This window comes from Mesorhizobium sp. Z1-4, assembly GCF_004000235.1.
Classification (GTDB): Bacteria; Pseudomonadota; Alphaproteobacteria; order Rhizobiales; family Rhizobiaceae; genus RCIO01.
The window spans coordinates 236,265-245,555 of record NZ_RCIO01000004.1 but is presented as its reverse complement, the minus strand read 5'-3'; the positions used below and the strand labels follow the sequence as shown (position 1 = coordinate 245,555).

Here is a 9,291-nt window from a genome sequence, read left to right as displayed (position 1 = left end):
TGCAGGCATCGTCGCAAGCATCACGGAATAAGAACAAAAGTCTGATGTCGGTGCCGGGCGGAACCAGATGGTAGCGCCCGGAAACGACCCGAAGGAACTGACATGAACGGACAGAATATCCGCATTCGCCTCAAGGCGTTCGATCACCGGGTGCTCGACACGTCCACGAAAGAGATTGTGTCGACCGCCAAGCGGACCGGCGCAAGCGTTCGCGGGCCCATTCCGCTGCCGACCCGGATCGAAAAGTTCACGGTCAATCGGTCGCCGCACATCGACAAGAAGAGCCGTGAGCAGTTCGAGATGCGCACGCACAAGCGGCTGCTCGATATCGTCGACCCCACACCGCAGACGGTGGACGCGCTGATGAAGCTCGACCTCGCCGCCGGCGTGGATGTTGAAATCAAGCTCTAAGGAGCTGGACATGAGCCGCGGCTCGCGAAAGCGGGCCGGCTCCTCTGAAGGAAGATGAACCGATGCGTTCAGGTGTAATTGCACAAAAGGTAGGGATGACCCGCATCTACAATGATGCCGGGGAACATGTCCCTGTCACCGTGCTGCGCATGGAAAACTGCCAGGTCGTGGCGCAGCGTACGCAGGAGAAGAATGGCTATACCGCCGTTCAGCTCGGCGTCGGGCTGGCCAAGGTCAAGAATACTTCGAAGGCTCTGCGCGGCCATTTCGCGACTGCTTCGGTCGAGCCGAAGTCGAAAGTCGCGGAGTTCCGCGTGTCGCCGGACAACATGATCGACGTCGGTGCAGAGCTGACCGCCGATCACTTTGTCAGCGGCCAGAAGGTCGACGTGACCGGCACCTCGATCGGTAAGGGTTTCCAGGGTGTCATGAAGCGCCACAACTTCGGTGGTGGCCGCGCAACCCACGGTAACTCGGTTTCGCACCGCTCGCACGGTTCGACCGGTCAGCGCCAGGACCCCGGCAAGGTGTTCAAGGGCAAGAAGATGGCCGGCCACATGGGGTCGACCCGCGTGACCACGCAGAACCTGGAAGTCGTTTCGACCGACTCCGAACGCGGCCTGATCCTGGTTCGCGGCGCGGTTCCGGGCTCCAAGGGCGCCTGGATCTACGTTCGCGACGCCGTGAAGGCGCCGCTTCCGGACAATGCGCCGAAGCCGGCCGGCATCCGTGCCGCAGCCGCCAAGGCCGAACCCGTCGCAGAAGCAGCGCCGGCAGCAGAAGCCACCGCAGCCGAGGGAGCTGAGTGATGGACGTGAAGATGACCACGCTCGCCGGCAAGGATGCAGGCAAGCTGAAACTGTCGGAGGCGATCTTCGGCCTCGACCCGCGCGAAGACATTCTGCAGCGCGTCGTGCGCTGGCAGCTTGCCAAGAAGCAGCAGGGTACGCATCAGGCCAAGGGCCGCGCGGATATTTCGCGCACCGGCGCCAAGATGTACAAGCAGAAGGGTACGGGCCGCGCCCGTCACTCGTCGGCGCGTGCTCCGCAGTTCCGCGGCGGCGGCAAGGCTCACGGCCCGGTGGCGCGCAGCCATGCGATCGATCTTCCCAAGAAGGTCCGTGCGCTTGGCCTGAAGCATGCGCTTTCGGCGAAGGTGAAGGGCGAGCAGCTCATCATCATCGACGATCTGGCGGTGAAGGAAGCCAAGACCAAGGCGCTCATCGACGCGCTGGCCAAGCTTGGCCTGTCCAACGCGCTGGTGATCGGCGGTGCCGAACTCGATGTGAACTTCCGCCGCGCTGCGTCGAACATTCCGAATATCGACGTGCTGCCGGTACAGGGCATCAACGTCTACGACATTTTGCGCCGTGGCACGCTCGTCCTTTCCAAGGCGGCTGTCGAGGCTCTCGAGGAGCGCTTCAAATGACTGACCTTCGCCACTACGACGTGATCGTCAGCCCGGTCGTGACTGAAAAGTCGACACTTGCCTCGGAGAACAACCAGGTTGTGTTCAACGTGTCGCGCAATGCGACCAAGCCGGAAATCAAGGCTGCCGTCGAGGCGCTGTTCAGCGTCAAGGTGACGGGAGTGAACACGCTGCTGCGCAAGGGCAAGGTGAAGCGCTTCCGCGGCACGATCGGTCGCCAGAGCGACGTTAAGAAGGCAGTCGTGACGCTGGCCGAAGGCCAGTCGATCGATATCGCCACCGGCCTCTGAGCGGAGACAGGACAATGGCACTTAAGAAATTCAATCCGGTCACGCCAGGCCAGCGCCAGCTGGTCATTGTCGACCGCTCCGGCCTTTACAAGGGCAAGCCGGTCAAGGGCCTCACCGAGGGCCTGACCAGCAAGGGCGGCCGCAACAATCATGGCCGTGTCACCACGCGTTTCCGCGGCGGCGGTCACAAGCGGACCTACCGCATCATCGACTTCAAGCGCCGCAAGCACGATGTGGCGGCAACCGTCGAGCGCATCGAATACGATCCGAACCGGACCGCATTCATCGCTCTGCTGAAATATGCAGACGGCGAGCTTGCCTACATTCTGGCGCCGCAGCGTTTGTCGGTTGGCGACAGTGTGATTGCCGCTGCTTCTGCTGACGTGAAGCCGGGCAATGCGATGCCGCTTTCGGCGATGCCGGTCGGCACGATCGTGCACAATGTCGAGTTGAAGCCGGGCAAGGGCGGTCAGATCGCTCGTTCGGCAGGTGCGTATGCACAGCTCGTCGGCCGCGATCAGGGCATGGCGATCCTGCGGCTCAACTCGGGCGAGCAGCGTCTCGTTCAGGGCAGCTGCTTTGCAACCGTGGGCGCGGTGTCGAACCCCGACCATGGCAACATCAATCTTGGCAAGGCCGGCCGTTCGCGCTGGCTTGGCCGTCGTCCGCACAATCGCGGCGTTACGATGAACCCGGTCGATCACCCGCATGGCGGCGGTGAAGGCCGTACCTCTGGCGGCCGCCACCCGGTTACTCCGTGGGGCAAGCCGACCAAGGGTAAACGGACCCGGTCGAACAAGTTGACCGACAAATTCATCATGCGCTCGCGCCATCAGCGCAAGAAATAGGAAGAGGTAGGCGCACGTGTCCCGTTCAGTCTGGAAAGGCCCGTTCATCGACGGCTACCTGCTCAAAAAAGCGGACAAGGTCCGCGAGGGTGGCCGCAACGAGGTGATCAAGATCTGGAGCCGTCGCTCCACGATCCTGCCGCAGTTCGTCGGCCTCACCTGGGGTGTCTACAACGGCCAGAAACATATCCCGGTCGCCGTCTCCGAAGAGATGGTCGGCCACAAGTTCGGCGAGTTCGCTCCGACCCGTACCTATTACGGCCATGGCGCGGACAAGAAGGCGAAGAGGAAGTAAAATGGGCAAGCCCAAAACTCCGCGCCCCGTGGCCGACAATGAGGCCCGCGCAGTCGCTCGCACCATCCGTGTGAGCCCGCAGAAGCTGAATCTTGTCGCTGCGATGATCCGCGGCAAGAAGGTTCAGGCGGCGCTTCACGACCTGGAATTCTCGCGCAAGCGCATTGCCGGCACGGTTCGCAAGACCCTGGAATCGGCGATCGCCAACGCGGAAAACAACCACGACCTCGATGTCGATGCGCTGATCGTTGCCGAAGCTTATGTCGGCAAGTCGATCACGATGAAGCGGTTCCACACCCGTGGCCGCGGCCGTGCATCGCGTATCGAGAAGCCGTTCTCGAACCTGACGATCGTGGTTCGCGAAGTTGAAGAGAAAGCGGAGGCCGCCTGATGGGCCAGAAAATCAATCCGATCGGCCTGAGACTCGGCATTAACCGTACCTGGGATTCGCGCTGGTTCGCGAACTCCGGCGAATACGGAAAGCTGCTGCACGAAGATCTCAAGATCCGCGAATATCTTGAGAAGGAGCTGAAGCAGGCTGCCGTCTCCAAGATCGTGATCGAGCGCCCGCACAAGAAGTGCCGCGTGACGATCCATGCGGCCCGGCCTGGTCTGATTATCGGCAAGAAGGGCGCCGACATCGAGAAGCTTCGCAAGAAGCTGACCGCGATGACGCAGTCCGAAACGCACCTCAACATCGTTGAAGTGCGCAAGCCGGAGATCGACGCCACGCTGGTTGCTCAGTCGATCGCGCAGCAGCTTGAGCGCCGCGTAGCATTCCGCCGCGCCATGAAGCGCGCCGTGCAGTCGGCGATGCGTCTTGGCGCCGAGGGTATCCGCATCAATTGCGGCGGCCGTCTCGGCGGCGCGGAGATTGCGCGCATGGAGTGGTACCGCGAGGGCCGTGTGCCGCTGCACACGCTGCGCGCCGATGTCGATTACGGCACGGCAGAGGCGCAGACCGCTTACGGCATCTGTGGCGTGAAGGTCTGGATATTCAAAGGCGAGATTCTCGAGCACGACCCGATGGCGTCCGAGCGTCGCGCAATTGAGGGCGATTCCCACGGCTCGTCGCGTCGTCGCGAAAACGCCTGAGCAGGCCGCTAGAAGGATTTGGAGTTAGAGAACGATGCTGCAGCCCAAGCGCACAAAGTTCCGCAAGCAGTTCAAGGGACGCATCCATGGCACAGCCAAGGGCGGCACCGACCTGAACTTCGGCGGCTACGGCCTGAAGGCACTTGAGCCCAACCGCGTCACCGCGCGTGAGATCGAGGCGGCTCGCCGCGCGATCACCCGCCAGATGAAGCGCCAGGGCCGTGTCTGGATCCGTATTTTCCCGGACGTTCCGGTGACCTCGAAGCCTACCGAAGTCCGCATGGGTAAGGGCAAGGGCTCCGTCGATTACTGGGTGGCCAGGGTAAAGCCCGGCCGCGTCATGTTCGAGATCGACGGCGTCAATGAAGAAACCGCACGCGAAGCGCTGCGCCTGGGCGCGGCCAAGCTTTCGGTGCGCACGCGCTTCGTCCAGCGCATTTCGGACTAGGAGAGGGCGAGACGATGAAAGCCGTGGATGTACGGGCAAAGACGCCCGACCAGCTGAGCGATGACCTCGCAGCTCTGAAGAAGGAGCAGTTCAATCTGCGCTTCCAGAAGGCGACGGGTCAGCTTGAGAAAACCGCGCGCGTCCGGCAGATCCGCCGCGACATCGCGCGCATCAAAACTGTGCTGGCCGAAAAGTCGGCCGCCAAGAAGGCTTGAGGACTAAGAGATGCCAAAGCGCGTGATGCAGGGCACGGTCGTAAGCGACAAGAACGACAAGACGGTCGTCGTCCGTGTCGAGCGCCGCTTCACTCATCCGGTCATGAAAAAGACCGTGCGGATGACGAAGAACTACAAGGCGCATGACGAAAGCAACGCCTGCAAGGTCGGCGATATCGTCCAGATCGAAGAATCGCGTCCGATCTCGAAGGACAAGACCTGGGTCGTGCTTGCGGGTGCGGACAGCGAGAAGAAGCCGGCGAAAGCCGGGTAACCCACGAATTTGAATGCCGGGCAGGGCGGATATCCCGCCCCAAGATAGAATAGAAGGCGGCCAGTCATGATTCAGATGCAAACAAACCTCGACGTCGCGGATAATTCCGGCGCCCGTCGTGTCATGTGCATCAAGGTGCTTGGCGGTTCGAAGCGGAAATACGCTTCCGTTGGCGACGTCATTGTGGTGTCGGTCAAGGAAGCCATTCCGCGCGGCCGTGTGAAGAAGGGCGATGTGATGAAGGCGGTCGTCGTGCGTACCGCCAAGGACATCCGCCGTCCCGATGGCAGCGTGATCCGCTTCGACAAGAACGCGGCCGTGCTCGTCGACAACAAGAAAGAACCGATCGGTACCCGTATCTTCGGGCCCGTGCCGCGCGAACTGCGTGCACGCAGCCACATGAAGATCATTTCGCTGGCGCCGGAAGTACTCTGAGGAACCGCGGAAAATGAACAAGATTCGCAAAGGCGACAACGTCGTGGTGCTCGCCGGCAAGGACAAAGGCCGGACCGGTGAAGTGCTGCGCGTTATTCCCAAGGAAGACCGTGCCCTGGTGCGCGGCATCAACATGGTCGTGCGCCACCAGCGCCAGACCCAGGCTCAGGAAGGCGGGCTGATCCGCAAGGAAGCTCCGATCCACCTTTCGAACCTGGCTGTCGCCGATCCCAAGGACGGGAAACCCACTCGCGTCGGTTTCCGGGTCGAGAAGGACGGCACCAAGGTGCGGGTCGCAAAGCGCTCGGGAGATGTGATCAATGGCTGACGCTAAGTACGAACCGCGGCTGAAGAAGCTCTACCGCGACACCATCCGTGGCGCGATGCTGGAGCAGTTCAGCTATGCCAACGGCATGCAGGTGCCGCGGCTGGACAAGATCGTGATCAATATGGGCGTTGGCGAAGCCACGGCGGATTCCAAGAAGCCGTCGGTTGCCGCCGAGGATCTGGCGATGATCGCCGGTCAGCGCCCGGTCATCACCCATGCCCGCAACTCGATTGCAGGCTTCAAGGTGCGTGAGAACATGCCGATCGGTGCGAAGGTTACCCTGCGCCGCGACCGCATGTACGAGTTCCTGGATCGCCTGATCACCATTGCGCTGCCGCGCGTCCGCGACTTCCGCGGCCTCAATCCGAAGAGCTTCGACGGACGCGGCAATTTTGCGATGGGCATCAAGGAGCACATCGTGTTTCCCGAGATCAACTACGACAAGGTCGACCAGATCTGGGGAATGGACATCATCGTTTGTACGACCGCCGAAACGGACGACGAAGCACGGGCTCTGCTGCGTGCCTTCAACTTCCCCTTCCGGCAGTAACGGCAGCGAAAAAGGAAGATTTGCGAAATGGCAAAGACCAGTGCAGTCGAAAAGAACGAGCGCCGTCGCAAGATGGTCGCGCGCTATGCGTCCAAGCGCAAAGCGCTGAAGGCGGTCATCATGGACAAGAGCCAGCCGATGGAAGAGCGTTTCCGCGCTCAGATGAAGCTGGCCGCGCTGCCGCGCAATTCCGCGCCCTCGCGCATCCGCAACCGCTGCGAGGTAACGGGCCGTCCGCGCGCGTTCTATCGTAAGCTGAAGCTGTCGCGTATCGCGCTGCGTGAATTGGGCAACATGGGCAAGATCCCTGGCCTCGTTAAGTCGAGCTGGTAAGGAGCACCGTTATGGCACTGAGTGATCCCCTCGGCGATATGCTGACCCGCATCCGCAACGCCTATGGCCGCAAGAAGTCCAAGGTTTCGACCCCGGCTTCGCGCCTTCGCGCCCGCGTTCTCGACGTGATGAAGTCGGAAGGCTACATCCGTGACTACACCCAGGTCGATTTCGACAACGGCAAGTCCGAGATCGAGATCGAGCTGAAATATTACGAGGGCGAGCCCGTTATTCGCGAGATCGCCCGCGTTTCGAAGCCGGGCCGCCGCGTTTATGCATCGGTGAAGTCCATTCCGCAGGTGGCCAATGGCCTCGGCATCTCCATCCTTTCGACGCCGAAGGGCGTGATGGCAGACCATGAGGCACGCGAACAGAATGTCGGCGGAGAAGTTCTCTGCCAGATTTTCTGATCTGGGCCCAACAGGATTTAGAAGACGAGGACGCTAGATATGTCTCGTATTGGTAAGAAGCCCGTGTCCGTGCCGGACGGCGTGACCGCAACCGTGAACGGTCAGACCGTTTCGGCGAAGGGTCCGAAGGGCGAGCTGAGATTCGTCGTTAACGACGAGGTTCTGGTGAAGCTCGAAGACGGCAAGATCGACGTGTCGCCGCGCGATCAGTCGAAGCTGGCACGCTCCAAATGGGGCATGTCGCGCACGCAGATCTCGAACATTCTTTCCGGCGTGAAGGAAGGTTTCGAGAAGCGTCTCGAGATCAACGGCGTCGGCTACCGTGCCGCCATGCAGGGCAAGAACCTGCAGCTTGCGCTCGGCTTCAGCCATGACGTGGTTTATGAGGTGCCGGAAGGCATCACGGTCCAGGTGCCGAAGCCGACGGAGATCGTCGTTTCCGGCATCGACAAACAGCAGGTCGGCCAGGTCGCAGCCGAAATCCGCAAGTATCGCGGTCCCGAGCCCTACAAGGGCAAAGGCGTGAAGTACGCGGAAGAGCGGATCGTGCGCAAGGAAGGCAAGAAGAAGTAAGGGCTTAGCTCGGAGCTACGCCCGGAGTTGGAAAACGCCACGGTGCGCGGTCGCGGGAGGATATCGTTCCTACCGCAAATGGCCGCTCCCGTTTTACAAGGCAGGAACTGAAAATGGCTTCCAAGGAATCCACACTGCGCCGCGCACAGCGCGTTCGCCGCCAGATCAAGAAGGTTGCCGGCGAGCGTTTGCGTCTCACCGTCTACCGTTCGTCGAAGAACATCTACGCTCAGGTTATCGACGATACCAAGGGCCACACGGTCGCTTCGGCGTCGACGCTCGAGAAGGACCTGAAGGGTTCGCTCAAGACCGGGGCTGATGCAGCTGCGGCAGCCGCTGTAGGCAAGCTCGTCGCGGAACGCGCCAAGAAGGCCGGCGTCAAGGAAGTGGTATTCGACCGCGGGCCCTACATCTTCCACGGCCGCGTGAAAGCTCTTGCCGATGCCGCGCGCGAAGGCGGCCTCAGCTTCTAATCATCCGTCCAGGCCGATAGAGGCCGGACATTCATCAACGGTGCTATCCGGAAAAGAACAAGGACAGGATCATGGCACAGGAACGTAGGGATCGCGGCGGACGCGATCGTGACCGGGACGCTGACGACGGTTTCGTCGACAAACTCGTTCACATCAATCGTGTTGCAAAAGTCGTGAAGGGCGGCCGCCGTTTCGGCTTTGCCGCGCTCGTCGTCGTTGGCGACCAGAAGGGCCGCGTTGGCTTCGGCCACGGCAAGGCACGCGAAGTGCCGGAGGCCATCCGCAAGGCGACCGAGAGCGCCAAGCGCGACATGATCTTCGTGCCGCTGCGTTCGGGCCGTACGCTCCACCATGATGTGGAAGGCCGCTGGGGTGCCGGCAAGGTGCTTCTGCGTACTGCAAAGGCCGGTACCGGCATCATCGCGGGTGGCCCCATGCGCGCCGTCTTCGAGACGCTCGGCATGCACGACGTCGTCGCCAAGTCGCTGGGGTCTTCCAACCCCTACAACATGGTGCGGGCGACGTTCGAGGCGCTCAAGGGCCAGATGCATCCGAAGGATGTCGCTGCGCAGCGCGGTATCAAGTACTCGACCTTGCAGGCGCGCCGCGGTGCCGCCGCAACGGCCGACGAATAGACGCCAAGCGGCTTGATCAAGGGATAGAAGACCATGGCTAGCAAGCAGGGCAAAACCATTACCGTGGAGCAGATCGGCAGCCCGATCCGCCGTCCGTCCGAACAGCGCAAGACGCTGATCGGACTTGGCCTCAACAAACTTCACCGCCGCCGCACCCTGGAGGATACGCCTTCGGTTCGCGGCATGATCGCGCAGGTGCAGCACCTCGTTCGCGTCGTCGACGAGGCTTGAGCGGAAGCGCAGGAGAGA

20 protein-coding genes are annotated in these 9,291 nt (G+C 61.7%); all 20 read left to right on the top strand.

Going from position 1 to position 9,291, the window contains the following annotated elements:
* Positions 1-102: 102 nt before the first annotated feature.
* Positions 103-411, top strand: a complete 309-nt coding sequence (gene rpsJ / locus EP165_RS15795; RefSeq protein ID WP_127523790.1) for a 30S ribosomal protein S10 — start codon at positions 103-105, stop codon at positions 409-411.
* Between the two features lie 62 nt (positions 412-473).
* Positions 474-1,220: a 50S ribosomal protein L3 gene (gene rplC, locus EP165_RS15790; protein ID WP_127523789.1), complete on the top strand. Its 747-nt coding sequence runs from the start codon at positions 474-476 to the stop codon at positions 1,218-1,220.
* Positions 1,220-1,840 carry a 50S ribosomal protein L4 gene (gene rplD / locus EP165_RS15785; protein ID WP_127523788.1) on the top strand — a complete coding sequence of 207 codons (621 nt, stop codon included), beginning with the start codon at positions 1,220-1,222 and terminating at the stop codon, positions 1,838-1,840. The genes rplC and rplD overlap by 1 nt, the downstream gene beginning before the upstream one ends.
* Positions 1,837-2,130, top strand: a complete 294-nt coding sequence (locus tag EP165_RS15780; protein ID WP_127523787.1) for a 50S ribosomal protein L23 — start codon at positions 1,837-1,839, stop codon at positions 2,128-2,130. The genes rplD and EP165_RS15780 overlap by 4 nt, the downstream gene beginning before the upstream one ends.
* Positions 2,131-2,144: 14 nt before the next feature.
* The gene (rplB, locus tag EP165_RS15775) at positions 2,145-2,978 is read left to right on the top strand and encodes a 50S ribosomal protein L2 (RefSeq protein WP_127523786.1); all 834 of its coding nucleotides are present in this window, start codon (positions 2,145-2,147) and stop codon (positions 2,976-2,978) included.
* Positions 2,979-2,994: 16 nt separating this feature from the next.
* Positions 2,995-3,273, top strand: coding sequence for a 30S ribosomal protein S19 (rpsS, locus tag EP165_RS15770; RefSeq protein ID WP_127523785.1), 279 nt, complete (start codon positions 2,995-2,997; stop codon positions 3,271-3,273).
* A 1-nt stretch (position 3,274) separates the two neighbouring features.
* Positions 3,275-3,664 (top strand): 50S ribosomal protein L22, encoded by a 390-nt coding sequence (gene rplV, locus EP165_RS15765; RefSeq protein ID WP_127523784.1) that lies wholly within the window; start codon positions 3,275-3,277, stop codon positions 3,662-3,664.
* Positions 3,664-4,368, top strand: a complete 705-nt coding sequence (gene rpsC, locus EP165_RS15760) for a 30S ribosomal protein S3 (protein ID WP_127523783.1) — start codon at positions 3,664-3,666, stop codon at positions 4,366-4,368. The genes rplV and rpsC overlap by 1 nt, the downstream gene beginning before the upstream one ends.
* Before the next feature lie 34 nt (positions 4,369-4,402).
* Positions 4,403-4,816, top strand: a complete 414-nt coding sequence (gene rplP, locus EP165_RS15755) for a 50S ribosomal protein L16 (RefSeq protein WP_127523782.1) — start codon at positions 4,403-4,405, stop codon at positions 4,814-4,816.
* A gap of 14 nt (positions 4,817-4,830) precedes the next feature.
* Positions 4,831-5,031 carry a 50S ribosomal protein L29 gene (rpmC, locus tag EP165_RS15750; RefSeq protein WP_127523781.1) on the top strand — a complete coding sequence of 67 codons (201 nt, stop codon included), beginning with the start codon at positions 4,831-4,833 and terminating at the stop codon, positions 5,029-5,031.
* Positions 5,032-5,041: 10 nt separating this feature from the next.
* Complete coding sequence (gene rpsQ, locus EP165_RS15745; RefSeq protein ID WP_127523780.1) at positions 5,042-5,305, top strand: 30S ribosomal protein S17; 264 nt, start codon at positions 5,042-5,044, stop codon at positions 5,303-5,305.
* A 66-nt stretch (positions 5,306-5,371) separates the two neighbouring features.
* Positions 5,372-5,740, top strand: a complete 369-nt coding sequence (rplN, locus tag EP165_RS15740) for a 50S ribosomal protein L14 (RefSeq protein WP_127523779.1) — start codon at positions 5,372-5,374, stop codon at positions 5,738-5,740.
* 13 nt (positions 5,741-5,753) lie between these two features.
* Positions 5,754-6,068, top strand: coding sequence for a 50S ribosomal protein L24 (gene rplX / locus EP165_RS15735; RefSeq protein ID WP_127523778.1), 315 nt, complete (start codon positions 5,754-5,756; stop codon positions 6,066-6,068).
* Positions 6,061-6,618 (top strand): 50S ribosomal protein L5, encoded by a 558-nt coding sequence (rplE, locus tag EP165_RS15730; RefSeq protein WP_127523777.1) that lies wholly within the window; start codon positions 6,061-6,063, stop codon positions 6,616-6,618. Before rplX ends, rplE begins: the two co-directional genes overlap by 8 nt.
* 27 nt (positions 6,619-6,645) lie before the next feature.
* A complete protein-coding gene (gene rpsN, locus EP165_RS15725) occupies positions 6,646-6,951 on the top strand; it encodes a 30S ribosomal protein S14 (protein ID WP_127523776.1) in 306 nt (101 codons plus the stop codon).
* 11 nt (positions 6,952-6,962) lie between these two features.
* Positions 6,963-7,361: a 30S ribosomal protein S8 gene (gene rpsH, locus EP165_RS15720; RefSeq protein ID WP_127523775.1), complete on the top strand. Its 399-nt coding sequence runs from the start codon at positions 6,963-6,965 to the stop codon at positions 7,359-7,361.
* Positions 7,362-7,400: 39 nt separating this feature from the next.
* The gene (rplF, locus tag EP165_RS15715; RefSeq protein WP_127523774.1) at positions 7,401-7,934 is read left to right on the top strand and encodes a 50S ribosomal protein L6; all 534 of its coding nucleotides are present in this window, start codon (positions 7,401-7,403) and stop codon (positions 7,932-7,934) included.
* Between the two features lie 113 nt (positions 7,935-8,047).
* Positions 8,048-8,407 (top strand): 50S ribosomal protein L18, encoded by a 360-nt coding sequence (rplR, locus tag EP165_RS15710; RefSeq protein ID WP_127523773.1) that lies wholly within the window; start codon positions 8,048-8,050, stop codon positions 8,405-8,407.
* 71 nt (positions 8,408-8,478) lie between these two features.
* Positions 8,479-9,042 (top strand): 30S ribosomal protein S5, encoded by a 564-nt coding sequence (gene rpsE, locus EP165_RS15705; protein WP_127523772.1) that lies wholly within the window; start codon positions 8,479-8,481, stop codon positions 9,040-9,042.
* A gap of 33 nt (positions 9,043-9,075) precedes the next feature.
* Positions 9,076-9,273, top strand: coding sequence for a 50S ribosomal protein L30 (rpmD, locus tag EP165_RS15700; RefSeq protein ID WP_127523771.1), 198 nt, complete (start codon positions 9,076-9,078; stop codon positions 9,271-9,273).
* Positions 9,274-9,291 lie beyond the last annotated feature (18 nt).

Bases quoted from the DNA above. Each gene is read 5' to 3' on its own strand.
- rpsJ (WP_127523790.1), top strand. From the start codon at position 103: ATGAACGGACAGAATATCCGCATTCGCCTCAAGGCGTTCGATCACCGG.
- rplC (WP_127523789.1), top strand. From the start codon at position 474: ATGCGTTCAGGTGTAATTGCACAAAAGGTAGGGATGACCCGCATCTAC.
- rplD (WP_127523788.1), top strand. From the start codon at position 1,220: ATGGACGTGAAGATGACCACGCTCGCCGGCAAGGATGCAGGCAAGCTG.
- EP165_RS15780 (WP_127523787.1), top strand. From the start codon at position 1,837: ATGACTGACCTTCGCCACTACGACGTGATCGTCAGCCCGGTCGTGACT.
- rplB (WP_127523786.1), top strand. From the start codon at position 2,145: ATGGCACTTAAGAAATTCAATCCGGTCACGCCAGGCCAGCGCCAGCTG.
- rplV (WP_127523784.1), top strand. From the start codon at position 3,275: ATGGGCAAGCCCAAAACTCCGCGCCCCGTGGCCGACAATGAGGCCCGC.
- rpsC (WP_127523783.1), top strand. From the start codon at position 3,664: ATGGGCCAGAAAATCAATCCGATCGGCCTGAGACTCGGCATTAACCGT.
- rplP (WP_127523782.1), top strand. From the start codon at position 4,403: ATGCTGCAGCCCAAGCGCACAAAGTTCCGCAAGCAGTTCAAGGGACGC.
- rpmC (WP_127523781.1), top strand. From the start codon at position 4,831: ATGAAAGCCGTGGATGTACGGGCAAAGACGCCCGACCAGCTGAGCGAT.
- rpsQ (WP_127523780.1), top strand. From the start codon at position 5,042: ATGCCAAAGCGCGTGATGCAGGGCACGGTCGTAAGCGACAAGAACGAC.
- rplN (WP_127523779.1), top strand. From the start codon at position 5,372: ATGATTCAGATGCAAACAAACCTCGACGTCGCGGATAATTCCGGCGCC.
- rplX (WP_127523778.1), top strand. From the start codon at position 5,754: ATGAACAAGATTCGCAAAGGCGACAACGTCGTGGTGCTCGCCGGCAAG.
- rplE (WP_127523777.1), top strand. From the start codon at position 6,061: ATGGCTGACGCTAAGTACGAACCGCGGCTGAAGAAGCTCTACCGCGAC.
- rpsN (WP_127523776.1), top strand. From the start codon at position 6,646: ATGGCAAAGACCAGTGCAGTCGAAAAGAACGAGCGCCGTCGCAAGATG.
- rpsH (WP_127523775.1), top strand. From the start codon at position 6,963: ATGGCACTGAGTGATCCCCTCGGCGATATGCTGACCCGCATCCGCAAC.
- rplF (WP_127523774.1), top strand. From the start codon at position 7,401: ATGTCTCGTATTGGTAAGAAGCCCGTGTCCGTGCCGGACGGCGTGACC.
- rplR (WP_127523773.1), top strand. From the start codon at position 8,048: ATGGCTTCCAAGGAATCCACACTGCGCCGCGCACAGCGCGTTCGCCGC.
- rpsE (WP_127523772.1), top strand. From the start codon at position 8,479: ATGGCACAGGAACGTAGGGATCGCGGCGGACGCGATCGTGACCGGGAC.
- rpmD (WP_127523771.1), top strand. From the start codon at position 9,076: ATGGCTAGCAAGCAGGGCAAAACCATTACCGTGGAGCAGATCGGCAGC.